12 protein-coding genes are annotated in these 17,415 nt (G+C 38.7%); 1 reads left to right on the top strand and 11 read right to left on the bottom strand.

What is annotated here, in order from left to right:
* Positions 1-74: 74 nt before the first annotated feature.
* The 10 genes from queG to QCQ61_RS06295 all read right to left on the bottom strand — a co-directional run bounded on the left by queG (position 75) and on the right by QCQ61_RS06295 (position 14,092).
* A complete protein-coding gene (queG, locus tag QCQ61_RS06340) occupies positions 75-998 on the bottom strand; it encodes a tRNA epoxyqueuosine(34) reductase QueG (RefSeq protein WP_279449928.1) in 924 nt (307 codons plus the stop codon).
* Positions 999-1,043: 45 nt separating this feature from the next.
* Complete coding sequence (gene ruvB / locus QCQ61_RS06335; RefSeq protein WP_279449927.1) at positions 1,044-2,066, bottom strand: Holliday junction branch migration DNA helicase RuvB; 1,023 nt, start codon at positions 2,064-2,066, stop codon at positions 1,044-1,046.
* A gap of 240 nt (positions 2,067-2,306) precedes the next feature.
* Positions 2,307-4,136, bottom strand: a complete 1,830-nt coding sequence (locus tag QCQ61_RS06330) for a cytochrome c oxidase subunit I (RefSeq protein ID WP_279449926.1) — start codon at positions 4,134-4,136, stop codon at positions 2,307-2,309.
* Between the two features lie 17 nt (positions 4,137-4,153).
* Positions 4,154-5,224 carry a cytochrome c oxidase subunit II transmembrane domain-containing protein gene (locus tag QCQ61_RS06325; RefSeq protein ID WP_279449925.1) on the bottom strand — a complete coding sequence of 357 codons (1,071 nt, stop codon included), beginning with the start codon at positions 5,222-5,224 and terminating at the stop codon, positions 4,154-4,156.
* A 28-nt stretch (positions 5,225-5,252) separates the two neighbouring features.
* Complete coding sequence (locus QCQ61_RS06320) at positions 5,253-6,629, bottom strand: quinol:cytochrome C oxidoreductase (protein WP_279449924.1); 1,377 nt, start codon at positions 6,627-6,629, stop codon at positions 5,253-5,255.
* Between the two features lie 25 nt (positions 6,630-6,654).
* A complete protein-coding gene (locus tag QCQ61_RS06315; RefSeq protein WP_279449923.1) occupies positions 6,655-7,314 on the bottom strand; it encodes a c-type cytochrome in 660 nt (219 codons plus the stop codon).
* A gap of 1 nt (position 7,315) precedes the next feature.
* Positions 7,316-7,852 (bottom strand): DUF3341 domain-containing protein, encoded by a 537-nt coding sequence (locus QCQ61_RS06310; RefSeq protein ID WP_279449922.1) that lies wholly within the window; start codon positions 7,850-7,852, stop codon positions 7,316-7,318.
* A gap of 2 nt (positions 7,853-7,854) precedes the next feature.
* Positions 7,855-9,654 (bottom strand): NrfD/PsrC family molybdoenzyme membrane anchor subunit, encoded by a 1,800-nt coding sequence (gene nrfD / locus QCQ61_RS06305; RefSeq protein ID WP_279449921.1) that lies wholly within the window; start codon positions 9,652-9,654, stop codon positions 7,855-7,857.
* A gap of 34 nt (positions 9,655-9,688) precedes the next feature.
* Positions 9,689-12,754, bottom strand: coding sequence for a TAT-variant-translocated molybdopterin oxidoreductase (locus QCQ61_RS06300; RefSeq protein ID WP_279449920.1), 3,066 nt, complete (start codon positions 12,752-12,754; stop codon positions 9,689-9,691).
* A gap of 30 nt (positions 12,755-12,784) precedes the next feature.
* The gene (locus QCQ61_RS06295; RefSeq protein ID WP_279450240.1) at positions 12,785-14,092 is read right to left on the bottom strand and encodes a c-type cytochrome; all 1,308 of its coding nucleotides are present in this window, start codon (positions 14,090-14,092) and stop codon (positions 12,785-12,787) included.
* Positions 14,093-14,407: 315 nt separating this feature from the next.
* On the opposite strand from QCQ61_RS06295, the gene QCQ61_RS06290 reads away from it, so the two are divergent.
* Positions 14,408-14,803 carry an SPOR domain-containing protein gene (locus tag QCQ61_RS06290; RefSeq protein WP_279449919.1) on the top strand — a complete coding sequence of 132 codons (396 nt, stop codon included), beginning with the start codon at positions 14,408-14,410 and terminating at the stop codon, positions 14,801-14,803.
* A 4-nt stretch (positions 14,804-14,807) separates the two neighbouring features.
* Here QCQ61_RS06290 and QCQ61_RS06285 read toward each other — a convergent pair whose 3' ends face one another.
* Complete coding sequence (locus QCQ61_RS06285) at positions 14,808-17,306, bottom strand: DUF5916 domain-containing protein (protein WP_279449918.1); 2,499 nt, start codon at positions 17,304-17,306, stop codon at positions 14,808-14,810.
* Positions 17,307-17,415: the final 109 nt, after the last annotated feature.

Raw genomic sequence — 17,415 nt, 5'->3', positions numbered from 1 at the left:
GCTTGTTCTATAAAAAATAAAATAACGCAACCAACAAAGATAAAAGGTTATTGGCAAAGTAGAAATTTTAACGGCTAATCTTTCACGAAGTTTATATTGCGTGTAAGTCCGGAAAATTTGGTTCTTTTTACTGCGCTTTTCTTAAATATTTTCTGAAAAACCTCTTCGGTTATTTCTTCCCAATCATTTTTAGTCATAGAAAGCATTTCGGGATATGGATTAAAAAGCGGCTGGTTGTGGGGTTTGCTAAAACGATTCCAAGGGCACACATCTTGACAAATATCGCAGCCAAATATCCAATCTTCAAACTTTCCTTTTTCCGAAGTGGGGATTTCATTTTTAAGTTCTATTGTATAGTACGAAATACATTTGCTGCCATCAACAACCTTATCTGAAACGATGGCTTGGGTTGGGCAAGCGTCAATACAAGCGGTGCATGTACCGCAGTGGTCGGTTACGGGAGTGTCGTATTCCAACTCCATATCTACAATGAGTTCGGCCACGAAGAAAAAGGAACCCACATTCTTAGTTAACATAAGACTGTGTTTTCCTATCCAGCCCAACCCACTTTTTGCAGCCCAAGCTTTGTCTAAAACCGGAGCTGAATCTACAAAGGCACGTCCGTGTACTTCACCTATTTCTTCGGAAATAAATTGCATTAATTGCTTCAACTTATCTTTTATGATAAAGTGATAATCGGTGCCATAGGCGTATTTAGAGATTTTATAGGTATCTGATGGCTGCCTTTGGGAAGGATAGTAATTTAGCAGTAACGAAATAACACTTTTTGAGCCTGGAACTAAAATGGTAGGATCCAGTCTTTTGTCGAAATGATTTTCCATATAACTCATTTCGCCATTCATATTATTATTGAGCCAGTTTTCCAATCGTGGCGCTTCTTCTTCTAGAAATTCAGCTTTGCTTATTCCACAGGAGAGAAAACCGAGACGTTTGGCTTCGGTTTTAATTAGGCTTGTATTTTTTGAGGTATTCTTCACTTTATGAAGTTACGAAGCATTAATTTGGCTATGTACCTACAATGTTTAAAAGAGTCCGCCCTGCGTAGAACCTTTTATTTTACCAAGGTGTTTATAGGCGGCTTCGGTAACTTCACGGCCGCGGGGAGTACGCATTATAAAACCCTGCTGAATTAAAAATGGCTCATACACCTCTTCAATTGTTTCGGGACTTTCGGAAACGGCCGTTGCAATAGTGGTGATGCCCACAGGACCCCCTTTAAATTTTTCGATTATAGTGGATAGGATTTTATTGTCCATTTCATCTAAGCCGTGCGCATCTACGTGGAGGGCATCTAAACCAAATTTAGCTATTTCAACATCAATTTTTCCATTGCCTTTTATTTGTGCAAAATCGCGAATTCTACGTAATAATGCATTTGCAATTCTGGGAGTTCCTCGACTTCTACCCGCTATTTCTATAGCGGCTTCCATAGTTATGGGAACGTGCAAAATGCCTGCGCTGCGCTGTAATATTGTGGTTAATAAATCGGTCGTGTAATATTGCAATCTAGACGAAATACCAAATCGCGCACGCATTGGCGCAGTTAATAATCCAGAGCGTGTGGTAGCCCCAATAAGGGTAAAAGGGTTTAAGTTAATTTGAACCGAACGGGCATTGGGTCCCGATTCAATCATTATATCGATTTTATAATCTTCCATCGCAGAATAAAGATATTCTTCAACAATGGGGCTTAGTCTGTGTATTTCATCTATAAAAAGCACATCGCGCTCGTCAAGATTCGTGAGCAATCCGGCAAGATCTCCAGGTTTGTCTAAAACTGGGCCAGAAGTTACTCTAATATTTACGTCGAGTTCATTAGCTAAAATATAGGCAAGGGTCGTTTTACCCAAACCTGGTGGACCGTGAAATAGAGTATGATCCAAAGCTTCGCTTCGTAAATTTGCCGCTTGAACAAATATTTGAAGATTTTCTAAGGCCTGATCCTGCCCTGTAAAGTCGTTAAAACTTAGGGGCCGCAGTTTTTTTTCAATATCCAGCTCCTGTGGGGTGAGGTCTTCTCCAGAGGGATTGAGATGTTCATTCATATCACAAATATAACAATCCTTTAGATGCGCTATAAAAAAAGAGAGCCATACTTTTCAGTATGGCTCTTGAAATAAATAGTAGATTCCTCACTTCCTACATATTATTAACTCAATATGGTAAAGATAAGGCAAAACTTTTAAAAATATACTACGTAGAAGTACGAATTCTTTACGTAGAATAATAAGCGCCCTTTTTTTCTCAAAAAAAGGGCGCTTGCTAAATACTTTATATTGAATTACTTAATGATCCAATTCATCTTCATTATCTTGAAGCGGTACGTTCTGCGGAATGAAATCCTGACCAGGTATTACAAAATCGGTTTCATCCTTATTTAATTTGCTGTAGTCATAAGCCCAACGATAAACGTGTGGAATAGGACCATCCCAGTTTCCGTGAATGTGCTTTAATTCTGTAGTCCATTCCAAAGTTGTTGCATTCCAAGGGTTTTTTCCCGCCATTTTTCCGTAAAACATGGAGTGAATAAAGTTATAAAGAAATACTACCTGTACTGCAATAGTGATAATGGCAAAAATGGTCATAACCACATTTATATCAGCCAAATCATCAAAATAAGGGAAGCTCGTGTTATTGTAGTATCTACGTGGAAGTCCAGCCAATCCTACAAAATGCATAGGGAAGAAAATTCCATATGCTCCAATTGAGGTTACCCAAAAGTGAATATAGCCCAGTTTTTTGTTCATCATTCTGCCTTCAAACATTTTTGGGAACCAATGATACACACCGGCCAAAAATCCATAGGCAGCAGAAATACCCATTACAAGGTGAAAGTGAGCCACGATGAAATATGTATCGTGAATATTAATATCTAAGGCACTATCGCCCATGATAATTCCTGTAAGACCACCCGTAATAAAGGTTGAAACGAACGCTATACACCAAAGCATAGCTACGTTCATTTGCAGCTTACCTCGCCATAGGGTTGTGATCCAGTTAAACGATTTTACCGCTGAAGGAATTGCAATTAACAGCGTTGTAAAGGTAAATACAGACCCCAAGAACGGATTCATTCCCGAAATAAACATATGGTGCCCCCAAACAATGGTTGATAAAAATGCAATTGCCAAAAGGGAAGCAACCATTGCACGATAACCAAAAATTGGTTTTCGCGAGTTAGTTGCCATAATTTCAGAAACAATTCCCATTGCGGGCAGAATTACGATATAAACTTCCGGGTGTCCTAAGAACCAAAAGAGATGCTCAAACAAAACCGGAGATCCACCTTGATGGTGCAATACTTCACCAGCAATATAAATGTCAGATAAGAAGAATGAAGTACCGAAGCTTCTATCCATAATTAACATTAAGGCCGCTGAAAACAAAACTGGAAACGAAACCAACCCAATCATGGCTGTAATAAAAAATGCCCAAACTGTAAGCGGAAGTCTCGTCATAGACATTCCTTTGGTTCGCAAGTTTATTACAGTTACAATAAAGTTTAGTGATCCAAGTAATGATGATGCAATAAAAATTGCAATTGAAATTAACCATAGCGTCATCCCTGTACCCGAACCTGGAATAGCTTGCGGCAAGGCACTAAGGGGCGGATAAATAGTCCATCCGGAAGAAGCTGGTCCAGCTTCAACAAAAAGAGAGCAGAGCATTATAAAACTAGATAGGAAAAACAACCAATACGAAACCATATTTAGGAATCCTGAGGCCATGTCTCGCGCGCCAATCTGTAAGGGTATTAACAGGTTACTAAACGTTCCACTTAGTCCTGCGGTTAAAACAAAGAAAACCATTATAGTTCCGTGAATGGTAACCAATGCTAGGTATACACTCGGATCCATTACACCGTCTGTACCCCATTTGCCTAAGAATATTTCATAAAGAGTAAAAGTATGGTCTGGCCATGCCAATTGCAATCTAAAAAATAAAGACATCAAAATACCGATAACACCCATAAATATACCGGTGATCATGTATTGCTTTGAGATCATTTTATGATCTGTACTAAAAATATATTTAGTTACAAAGGTTTGTTCACTATGATGCCCGTGATCGTCGTGGTGATCTTCTACTGCGTGGACCTGTGCGTTTGTTGACATATCTAATTAAGCTAATATTATTTAGTTTCTTTGCTAAGCTGTTCTCCTAAGGTAGGTTGTTCTGCCAACCAAGCCTTGTAATCTTCTTCAGACTCTACAATTATTTTCATCTGCATATTGTAGTGGCTTATACCACATATTTTGTTACACAGTACAAAATAGTCAAATTCATAAGTTTCTAAAGGTTCTTCTCCTTTGGCTGCAAGTTCAACAGATTTTTCCTTTCTAATGGTATTGATGTTCGCTACCTTATCGATAATATAATCATTTTGTCGCATTTCTTCCGTAGTAATAGTAGGAGTAAAAGCGAATTGTGTAATCATTCCTGGGACACAGTTCATTTGCGCTCTAAAATGAGGCATATAAGCAGAATGCAGCACATCTTGTGATCGCATTTTAATTAATACTTTTCGTCCAACCGGCAGGTGAAGTTCGGTTACTATTTTATCATCCTGACCGTTTGGATCTGCAGGATCTACCCCCAATTGATTAACACCTTCTATTAAGCGAACGTTTGCATTTCCGAGGGTATTATCATTTCCACCATAGCGAGCTTTCCAGTTAAATTGCTGCGCATAAAGCTCAACGATTAATGGATCGTCATCTTTGTCAACATTCATAATATCGGTCCAAGTAAATAGACCGTAAATGATGAGCCCCGCCAATACAATTACTGGAATAATAGTCCAAATAAATTCTAATTTGTCGTTATCGGCATAGAAAGTAGCTCGTTTAACCTTGTTGCCACGGTAAATGAAAGCAAAATAATGCAACACTCCTTGCGTAAGAATTCCAACAAAGAATATAAGAATCATAGAGATTAACATAAGGTTGTCAATCTTAGAACCATGTTCAGATCCAGATTCTGGCAATAGGGTATCAAACCACAACCAAAAGGAAACAATGGTTAAAATATAGATAAATGCCAGAAAGCCTAACATTAAGTACCCTTGGGTGTTATTATCCTTATCTGATGCTATTTCAGAATGGCCGGTAGGCTTTGTCTTTGCTAACTGGAAAATTCTGTTCATTTGCCATACAGAAATTCCAAAAAGGACGATTACTAATATTACTAAAAATGCGGTCATCTTACAATATCTTCTTTAAACTAAATGATTAAAAATGGTAGTTTTCACTTTCTTTAATAAACGGATCATTCTTTGGTCTGAGAGAAACTTTCCCTAATCCCGTTCCGACAACTAATATGAAAAGTCCTGCAAAAAATAACAATGCTGCTATTTCTGGTATTCCAAAGTACCAGTTATGGCCTACAGTTGAAGGCATCACTAATAAGAACACGTCTATATAGTGGCCTACCAAAATAAATACTGCAGCAATAACAACAAACCACGGTACTCGCTTGTAGTCGCTATTCATCAATACTAAAATAGGGAATACAAAATTAAGTATAAGCATTCCGAAAAACAATACTTTATATTCTTGAATCCGTATTATAAAATAAGTCACCTCTTCTGGAATGTTTGCATACCAAATAAGCATAAACTGACTGAACCATAAATAAGTCCAGAATATACTGAATGCAAACATATATATAGCTAAATCGTGTAGATGTTTATCGCTCACAAAGGGTATAAGGCCTCGGCTCTTTAAATGTATTGTTACCAATGCTATTACTGTAATAGCCGACACAAATAAACTTGCAAAAACATACCAAGGAAATAACGTACTGTACCAGTGCGGTGTCATAGACATAAACCAATCTATAGCCATTGAAGCTTCTGTTACAAGGAAGAAGGCCAGGAAGAAAACTGAGATTTTAAAGTTCTTTCTATATGGCCCATAATTATTAACCTCGTCTTGCGCCAATGAATTTTTTCTGGAGAAGTATCTATATAGGTTCCATCCTAAAAGATAGATAAAACCACGAATTAAAAAGAATGGAAGGTTAAGATAACCTGCCTTTCCTTGCAATATTTTATCTCCTGCTACCAACTCCTCGTTCTGCCAAGGAAAAAAATGAGTTCCCGCAAAAGCAACTATTAAAAATACAATAATAGAACCAGGCAGTAAATAGCTAGTAATTCCTTCCATAATTCTATAAAGTGCCGGAGACCAACCTGCCTGAGAAGCATATTGAATAGCATAAAACACCAATACTCCTAAAGCAATCATCATAAAGAAAAATGCCGCCACAAATGTAGCAGACCAAGGTCTGGTTTGCATCTGGTGCAAAACATGCTCATCGTGTGAGCTCGCACCATGACCTTCAGGTTTTAAATCGGTAGCGTGTTCCATCGCGGCTTCTGAATAACCTGCTTCACCACGAGCAGTATCAACAAAGTTCGCCGTATTATCTTCGCCGTGTCCTGCATCTGCATGTCCCTCAGCGTGATGGCCTTCTTGTTGGGCCATTATTTTTTTAACATCCTCAACAGTCTTTGGGGTTGTAAGAAAACCATAGGCCATTCCTGCCAGTCCAAGCACCATTATAATGATAGAAAACAGTTTTAATTTACTAGGTAGCGTATACATATCTTTAGCTATTCTCTTTAATTTCTTACTTATTATCTACTTCGGAAGCAGTACCTGCATCCATATTCTTTTCTGACAAACTACTAATAGAATCTGCGGTAGCTTTAGCAGTTTCTAGGACTCCAGGCTCACCTTTTAACGATGCCTTTAAATCCATAACATGCATTGCTATTTGCCAGCGCTCCTTTTCGTCTACTTGCCCAGCATAGGAGCCCATTGCATTTAAACCGTAAACTTGTACATGATAGGTACCTCCAGGTGTAATAGTACGTCCTGCATCTGCATAGCTGGGAATTCCTAAGAATTTTTCACGAGTTGCCAATATTCCTTTTCCATCGCCTTGATCGCCATGGCATACAGCACAATAAAGTGTATAAAGCTGGGCACCCGTTGCCAAATTTTCTTCCGTAACAGGATATGGATTAGTTAACTCTGCTTTGGCAAGTAATAATCCTTCCGTACTGTTTTCATAGTCATAAGCAGAATGGCCACGTGCAACAGTGTTAGCCGGCGGAATCATTGCCTCCTGTTGATCTGGAAATATATCGTATTCACCATATGTTTCGTAACCAACCGGCTCGTACATATTTGGAAAATATTGATAGTTTGGTTTTTTATCGTTAAAACAAGAAACCATGGTTGCAGATGCAATAATGGCGATTCCTATGTTTATTAATGTTTTCATATTAATGGTCTTGCTCGTTTTCAATTAGACTAATTTCCGATGCACCCGTATCATACAAGAACTTGGTTAACTTTGCAACGTCGTGGTTTTCTGCATCAACCTCCATTAGAAAGTGATCGTCCGTAGTACGTAAATCTGGATTTTCAGCTTTTTTGAAAGGCCATAGTTTACTTCGCATATAGAACGTGATAACCATTAAGTGAGCCGCAAAAAACACGGTAAGTTCAAACATAATTGGTATAAATGCCGGCATATTTTGATAAAATGTAAAGCTTGGTTTACCACCAATGTTCTGCGGCCAATCTTCAATCATTATAAAATTCATCATCCAAACCGCAAAACTTAATCCCACAAGACCGTAAAGGAATGAGGTTATTGCTATACGGGTTGGCGCCAAACCTACAGCATGGTCCAAACCGTGTACCGGAAACGGGGTAAAAACCTCGGAGATATGATAGTTTGCCGCGCGCGTCTGCTTAACGGCTTGCATTAGCAGATCGTCATCAGTGTAAATTGCGTGTATCTTTTTAGAAGCCATAATTAGTTTTCGTTTTTTAAAATTAGTGCTTGTCCAGCCCAATCGTCTCGTTTGGCTCTTCCTGGGAATTCACTAATTATCTCATCCAATAAATCGTATTCGCGATCGGTCATTCGGCTAACCTGTTCAAAAGTAAATATTCCCAATTGGTGAAGCTTCTGTTCCATCACTGGTCCAACTCCGTTTATCTTTTTAAGGTCGTCCTGAGATTGTGTTTCTGGGTTAAAGACACCTACGGCACTTAGCAGATTATCTATTTTCCCTTTATGCATTTCAAAATCAACTGCATTATTTTCAACTTCATCTTCAGCCGAATTAAATGGCGATTCAAAATTTTTATCTAACGTATTTGCGGCCGGACCGGCATCAGCAGGATATTCCTCTACTGTTTGTACGTGACTGTGGTCATCGCCGTGAATTGCGCGTAATTTTTTAAAGGATTCTCCCGAAGATTTTAAAATTGTTTTTACTTCTGCTTGTGCAATTACTGGGAAAGTACGAGCATATAGTAAGAAAAGCACAAAGAAAAATCCGATGGTTCCCATAAAGGTACCTATGTCTACAAAGGTTGGTTGAAACATAGCCCAAGTAGAGGTTAATCTATCTTTACTTAAATCTATAACAATAATATCAAAACGCTCAAACCACATTCCGATGTTAATTATAAGAGCTACGATAAACGTCCAAACAATATTTCTTCTTAACTTTTTCACCCAAAGTGTAAGTGGCACAATTAGGTTACAGATTATTAACGCCCAAAATGCCCACCAGTATGGTCCAGTTGCAGCACCAAAGGATAAATAAGCGTAATTTTCGTAAGGCACACCAGAATACCAAGCTATAAAATATTCAATTAAATACGCAACGGTAACTATTCCTCCGGTAAGTAAGATTACTTTATTCATATACTCAATATGAAGTACAGTAATATAGTTTTCTAGGTTAGAAACCTTACGCATAATTATAAGCAGGGTTTGTACCATAGCGAAACCAGAGAAAATTGCTCCTGCAACAAAGTAAGGCGGATAAATGGTACTATGCCAGCCCGGAACTACCGAAGTAGCAAAGTCAAAAGATACAATGGTATGTACCGAAAGTACCAGTGGCGTGGCCAAACCTGCCAAAACAAGTGACACTTCTTCAAAACGTTGCCAGTCTTTTACACGGCCGCTCCATCCAAAACTAAGTATGCCATATATTTTTTTCTGAAATGGGCTTTGGGTTCTATCGCGTATCATTGCAAAATCCGGAAGCAACCCTGTCCACCAGAATACAAGTGATACAGAAAGGTATGTTGAAATTGCAAATACATCCCAAAGCAATGGTGAGTTAAAGTTTACCCATAACGACCCAAACTGGTTAGGGATAGGTAATACCCAATACGCCAACCACGGACGCCCCATGTGAATAATTGGAAACAATCCAGCCTGAACAACTGCGAAAATAGTCATCGCTTCCGCAGAACGGTTAACGGCCATCCTCCATTTTTGGCGGAAAAGTAATAATACGGCAGAAATAAGTGTTCCGGCGTGACCAATACCTACCCACCAAACAAAGTTGGTAATATCCCAAGCCCAACCAATGGTCTTGTTTAATCCCCAAACTCCAATACCGGTTGATACGGTGTAGATAATGCATCCCAACCCCCATAAAAATGCTATTAGGGCGATGGTAAAAACAATCCACCAAGATTTATTGGCCTTTCCCAGAACGGGTGCCCCAACATCTACACTGATGTCATGATAGGACTTCTCTCCCAGAACCAAAGGCTCTCTTATAGGTGCTTCGTAGTGTGACGACATATATAATTCTTAAATAATTGGTTTTTATTAGTTTTTATGCTTCTGTGGTGTTTTTTATAATAGCGTGATAGAATACATTCGGCTTTGTACCAACATTCTCTAACAAATGATACATTCTATCATCCTTTTTCAGTTTTAACACTTCAGATTCTTCATCGTTTATATCTCCAAATACCATTGCTCCAGTGTCGCAAGCTTTTGAACAAGCAGTTTGGAATTCGCCGTCCTTAACAGGTCTTCCTTCGCGCTTAGCATCTAGAATTGTTTTCTGTGTCATTTGGATACACAACGAACATTTTTCCATTACCCCGCGAGAACGCACCACCACATCTGGGTTAAGCACCATTCTTCCAAGGTCATTGTTCATATTATAATCAAAAGCATCATTTTCGCTATATAGGAACCAGTTAAAACGACGAACCTTGTAAGGACAGTTGTTTGCACAATAGCGTGTTCCAACACAACGGTTGTAAGCCATATGATTCTGACCCTGGCGACCGTGCGACGTGGCCGCAACAGGACAAACAGTTTCACAAGGTGCATGATTACAATGCTGACACATTACAGGCTGAAATGCAACCTGTGGATTTTCATATGCAGGAACTTCAACTACTTTATACGAATCAAAAGCAGGAAGATTTTCTAAAGTTTCAATTTCTTCTTTAAAGGTTTCACCGGCAGCATAATATCTATCTACGCGCAACCAGTGCATATCGCGGAACTTCCTAACTTCTTCTTTACCAACAACGGGAACGTTGTTTTCTGCATGGCAAGCAATTACACAAGCTCCACATCCTGTACACGCATTTAAATCTATAGAAAGATTAAAATGATGCCCAACACTAGTATCGAACGAGCTCCAGATATCTGCCTTTTCATCGCGTACCGAAGTTGGACTGTGATCGTAGTCGGTTACAGGAACAGAATTCCAGTGTGATTTATCTTTAGTATTGAAAATTTCAAGAGTTGTTTCCTTTATAATATCTTCACTACGTCCGGCCATTGTACTTTGCAACTGTACGCAAGCAAATTCGTGCATTCCGCTAGCTTTTTCAATAGATACCTTCTGAATGTTTGAGAAGTTTTGATACAGCGCATAGGCATTAACTCCCGTTTGCATTTCTTCTTGAATTGCAGCCGTTTTACCATACCCCAATGCTAGACCAACAGAACCTTTGGCTTGCCCTGGTTGGATGATCACTGGAACGTTTTCAATAACTACGTTTCCTAAAGTTACATTTGCATAACTTCCGTTTAAAGCACCATTAGATACATGTTTGTTTACTAGACCGAGAGCTTCAGCATCTGACGCCGAAACCGTAAGATAGTTGTCCCACGAGGCTCTTGTAATAGGATCTGGAAATTCTTGCAGCCAAGGGTTGTTAGCTTGTTGGCCATCTCCCAAACCAGTAGAAGTGTATAAAGTAAGATCGTAATTACCGTCTTGTGAAAGAAACGAAAGTGCACCGTTAGAAGTACTTTCCTCTAAAACGCCAGCTCCTTCTGAAGCAGATTTTACAGACTCCATGGACACTTCAGAATCACTGATTACGAAACCATCGTGAAGCGCTTGACCCCACGAACCACCACCTAAAATTGAAGATGTCCAAGTTTCTTTTACGTAATCGTAATATTTTTTTGAATTGCCAGTCCACTGCAACAAACAATCTTGAAACTGACGTGTATTAAACAACGGACGGATTGTAGGCTGTGTAAGACTATAGTGGCCTTTCTTTATTTGTGCATCGCCCCAAGACTCTAAGTAATGAGGAACAGCGGCAACCATTTTAGCCAATGAAGCAGTAGCATCCTGTTTAATAGCGAATGCAAGACTCATTTCCAATTTTTGGTATGCCTCAGCAAATTCCTGTGCATTTGGCAAGGAATAAACAGGGTCAACACCCACCGTAATTAAGCCTTTTATATTTCCTGAAATAACACCGTTTACAACGCTCATTACTTCACTATTACTGCCCTGTCTAGTCAACAATGGTTTGTTAACATCCATAGCCTCACTATTGGCATTAAATTTTAACGCCATTGTTTGCGAAGCTACATCGGGTAAGTTTGTTATCAATAAAGCTTTACCTCCAGCTTTTTGAAGTTGGGCTTTCGCTTTATTTACAGCATCGGCTATATTTTCTGGCAAACCAGAAGCACTTCCACCGGTTAAAGCTTTTAAAATTTCTATTTGTTGGGTAGGTGTAGCCGGAACTCGCTTATCTGCCTTTCCACCGGTTAAGGTAAGATTTGCTTCAAACTGAATATGGCGAGACATTTTTCCGTTTTTTGGAATGCGGCCTTTAGCATAACCTTTGCTGTAGCTTCCACCTTGCCAGTCGCCCAAGAAATCGGCTCCTACAGATACAATTAATTCGGCTTTTGAAAAATCGTAATCTGGCAATGCACGGCTTCCATATGTATTCTGAAACGCATCTAAAGCGGCCGAACAAGATACTGTATCATAAACAACATGCTTTATGTTCGCGTATTTAGCGGTAAATTCAGAAATTAATTTTGAAGTAGAAGGGCTCGCGAATGTTTGCGTAAGCAAAACAATATCTTTTCCAGACATTTCATTCATTTTCTGCGCCATAGCCGTATCAAACTCTGGCCAACTAACAGCAGCACCGTTTAACAAGGGGCCAGTTAATCTGTTTTTATCGTATAATCCTAAGATTGAAGCATGCACACGTGCATTTGCGCTTCCGCCATTTTCCGAAAGGTCATTTCTTTCAATTTTAATGGGACGTCCTTCACGAGTTTTTACCAAAACATTGGCAAAATCGAAACCGTCGGCCATAGTTGAAGCATAATAATTTGCTACTCCAGGCACTATTTCGTGAGGCTGAACAACATAAGGAATTGACTTAACCACGGGACCCTCGCAAGCAGCCAATGTAGCCGCAGCTGTAGAAAAGCCCACATATTTTAAGAAATCACGACGCGTGGTTGATGAAGATTCTAAAGCTTTTTTATCGCCAAGAAACTCGTCTGTAGGGATTTCAGTTACAAACTCATTATCCTGCAGCGCCTTCACAATTGCACTGTCTTCGTTCAGCTCTTCAACACTTCTCCAGTATTTCTTGTTTGATGCCATATTGCTATCTGTAATTATCCTTTTATTTTATTAATAGTGACATTTTCCACATTCCAATCCGCCCATTTCGGCGATTGTTAACTTCTCAACTCCATACTTTTTAGAAAGCTCCTCGTGTATTTTGGCATAATATTCATTATTCTCCAAATTAACGTTCGTTTCTCTGTGACAGTCTATACACCACCCCATTGTAAGTGGAGCAAATTGCTCTACTACTTCCATTTCCTGAATTTCACCGTGACATTTTTGACAGGCGATCCCGGCAACGGTAACGTGTTGTGAGTGGTTAAAATATACAAAGTCAGGAAGGTTGTGGATACGAACCCATTTTACAGGCTCCGTTTTTCCGGTGTATTCTTGGTTTTCGGCGTCCCAGCCTACGGCTTTGTATAATTTCTGGATTTCTCCGTCGTAAAATTCTTTTGAATATTCTTCAGTGGCCGTTTCAGGAGCTACTTCTGAAATATTTTTATGACAATTCATACAAACATTTAATGAAGGTATTCCGGAATGTTTACTTTTTCTAGCAGAACTATGGCAGAAATTACAATCTATCTGATTGTCGCCAGCGTGAATTTTATGTGAGTAATGAATTGGCTGCACAGGAGCGTACCCCTGATCTACACCTACCTGCATCATATACCCAAACCCGAAATATGCCGCGGAAAGCAATAAGAATATTGAAAACACCAAAACCAAAAATTGATTTTGAACAAAAGCTTTCCAAATAGGGGTGCCCTTTTCCTTTTCTTCATAAACAACACCATTTGCTTCTGCAATTCTTTTAAGCGTATTGGTGACCAAATAGAGCATAATAACCAGCAACAAGAAAATAAGCGCCAGTGCTCCTACCACCAATGTGTTAGAAACAGAACCTCCGCCTGAGGCTCCACCCCCAGCAGTAGCTTCTGCGCCCGGTGCTGCTGCAACCGGCTCCGCTTTAGGCTGATCAACGTATGCCAAGATATTATCCATATCTGTTTCCGAAAGTGCCGGAAAGGCCGTCATTATAGCCTTGTTGTTTTCTTCAAAAAGCTTTACAGCTTGTGGATCGCCAGCGGCAATTAGCGCCTGACTGTTCTGAATCCATTTGTACAACCAATCACGGTCAAATTTATCGCCCACGCCTCTTAGTGCGGGACCCACTGCCTTTTTATCTAGTTTATGACACGCAGCACAATTGGCCTTAAACAAAGCTTCCCCCGCAGCAACGTCTCCTCCGGCAGCATTGCCTTCTGCTGTTTCTTGCGAATAAATGGAAGTTGAAAAAGTTAGTAAAAACACTAACAAAAGAAGTGGCAATTTTGAGCGTAGATGTATTAAATTCACCTTTTTCATTTGTTGATTGTATAGTTTTTTATTGGTCAGTGGAATTTGCAGATAAATCATTTCGGTTTAGCTCGAAACTCATTGATATGCGCATTTCATTACTAATGATTAATTTTTCTCGATAGTTTTGGAACAGAATTAATTACGATTTCCAGGATACTTAATCCCGATTCTGCACCACAAACAAAGGCACAAAAGTACATTATAAAGTCGATTTTGAAAATGCAAACAAAGTGTTAACTATTAATTTATATTAGTTCTAAATAATAAATCGGGTGTCCGCAATGTTATTAAGTTTTACCTTTGCAAGAAAGAAAAAAGCTTATGAATCCACAATCCTGCTTCAAAATTTTAATAGTCAGTCTTTTAATCACTTTTTTTTCTGAAGATTGTATTGCACAAAACGCTACCTTGACGGTAAATACAGATTCAAAAATCACCCAATTGCTGGAGCTAAAGAAAAATCTGGAAAAAGACAATAAACTTTCTGATGGATACACCATACAGTTATATTATGGCGAGCTGGATAAAGCCAACCAGGTTATTAGCAAATACCGAAGCAGTTACGGTAATTGGCCCGCCTCTATAGGTTACGAAACACCAAACTTTAAGGTTTGGGCAGGAAACTTTTCTACGAGAATTGAAGCAGAAAGGGCACTGCTTGAAATACAAAAAACATTTTCTTCTGCTTTTATTTTAAAACCTGAACGCAGAAAATAATTTTCTATAATTTTTTTAATTTATCGTATTTCCGCTGCCTTGGTATTTTGCTATCATTAAAACCTACCGGATTGGCCTTTGAGCGATTGCCTACCCAACCTTTTATCCTGTTGTAATCTAAATAATAACTTACACGCAACGAAATACTATTAAGTGAAGGTTTATCAAAAAGATTATTGAAATTGTTTGATAAATTTATTCGCGAATCGTTTACAAAACTTTCCATAGCATTTCTATACAAGAGCGTAAGTTGGCTGCCTGGAGCAAACCACCACGAAAATCGCAGGTCTATATTCCAGTTATTATAAGTTGCATCGCGGTTTTCAGAATAAAATGAATTTTCCAATAATTCCCCATTGGGCTGTAACGTAAAAAATTCACTGTATGCTACTTCGGAATAATAATGGCGGAACGAAAAATTTAACGCCATTTTATTATTAAAAATATATTGCGATTCTACAGCATTCACAACCGTATTTCTGTCGCGCTTTCCGAAAATAATGTCATCATTTGAAATACCTACAAAACCATCTTCATTTTTTGAAAAAGTTACTGCCGTATTGAAAAACATTTTAAATTTATCTGAAACGCGATACTTCGGACCCAATTCAAAAATAAATCTATCTCGTCCGTTTTCATTGTATTTATACCAATCTACATTTACATCTAACGCCAATTTTTTTCTGTAATCTGTAGAAAACCACCCCCAAACATTGTAATAATCGGGCACTTGCAAATATTTACCCTTAACTCGTGGCTCGTAAAAGTCATTAGTTCCAAAGGGCGTCATTTCAAAACCACCCCCAAAACCCAAATATTCCTTAGTGGTAAAACTCGAATTAAAATTAAAAAGAAAATTGCTGTACAGATCGGTTTTTAGCCTTCGAGTGTAGTTTACATTAAAGTTTAAAAACAAATTATTTAAATTGCCTTTAGGTTGAAGATAACGGTACCCGTAATACGCGCCATATCTAATATAATTCGTTTCACTTGAATAGCCCATATCATTAATATCATAATCTTGGGTTCTAAAATCTACCTCTCCCGAAAGGCGATGACTACCATTTATTTTTGAAATTCCGGCATTACCTTCCATTCCAAACTTTGTAGAATCTTCCATTACCCAACTACCTTCGGCATTGGCAAAATAGTTAATGGTGTTGTTTTTATTTGTTAGGTCCATATATAAACCAGAAGCGTTCGCATCGCGAAAATAGCCTTCGCGCAAAACATTTGTATTTACGAATGAAATTGATGAATTATCGCCAAATCGCTGGTCTAAAACCAAGATATTGTAATTGGCCAATGGTTCAACAACTTCCCGTCTTGTTTCGCCGGTTGTTACGTCTTGAATTTCGGCATAGGTCTTTTCAGTAATCGCATTAAAAATACCAATGCCTAGATTGCCATCGGTTCTCCCAGAAATTTTAAATGCATTAATTAAGGCCACCGAAGTTGGATAATTTTTAATTTCCTCACTCTCGGAAAGATTTGGGTATTTAGAAGGATTACCACCTACTCTTCGCGAATAAAAGAGATTTCCCTTTGTAAATAGCTCGGTTCCTTCGGTAAAGAATCCGCGATTTTCCTCGTATTGGGTTTCGAAGGCAGAAAGGTTTAAAACCTCGGCATCAAATTTAGACTGTCCAAAATCCGGAATTAAAACCATATCTAGGGTAAACGCATCGTTTATACCGTATTTTAGGTCCATACCGCCGTTTAATATTGTTTCAGTTTTTCCATCATAATCATTTACATAAGCCGACAAATATGGTTGAAAAGACAGTCGGGTGGGCGCTTGTACATTTTCAATGCCATAGATTTCGCCATCGTAGATAGAATAGGCTCCTTTTGAATTATCAATCGGGCTCCAGGAATATCTGGTTCGTTTTCGTCTAAATTCACGCTCCATATTTAACCCCCAAACCTGCACACTTTTATTGGGAAAACGAATTTCGGAATACGGAATAAACATTTCGGCTACCCAGCCGTTCTCGTTAATTTTTACAGCACTGTACCAGATTCCATTCCAAGAACTGTCTTCATTGCCATTAGTCATTTTTGCATCGTATTGCACCCCGGCTGCCGTAACAATAAATTGCAAACTTTGTTGCCTGTCGTTATACCCATTTAAAAGTACAAAGAAGAAATCGTCGTTTCCAATACCGTCTCTTTCGGTAAGTTCCTTTAAAATTTTATCCGGTTCTGGATCTTTCAAGGTTGCGCCAAAATAAATACCCAAATCGTCATAAACAATTTTTACATCGGTTTGTAAACTATCGGGAATTGGCTTTCCGTTATTGGGTTGTCTTTCTACAAAATTGGTTGCGATTGGAGCATTTTGCCAAGCTGCATCGTTTAATACGCCATCAATTTTTGGTGCTTCAACTATACGCGGAATGGTAATTTTTTTCCGTGGAATGCTATCCTTTGTTTGCGAAAGGGCTACAAAATTAAAAAGCAGGAATGTGGTAAAGCAAAGCCTGTATAGCGCAAAATTCATTTGGTTTGGTTTTCTTAATAGACACCAAAAAAAACTGAATGTTACAGGAGGCTAAAAAAAACAGTGCGGATTCTAAACAAAAACGACCCGAAAATATTCACTTTCAGGT

This window comes from Aequorivita marisscotiae, assembly GCF_029814825.1.
Classification (GTDB): domain Bacteria; phylum Bacteroidota; class Bacteroidia; order Flavobacteriales; family Flavobacteriaceae; genus Aequorivita; species Aequorivita marisscotiae.
Note: the sequence above shows the minus strand (reverse complement) of the source record. Positions and strands in the feature narration are given on the sequence as shown.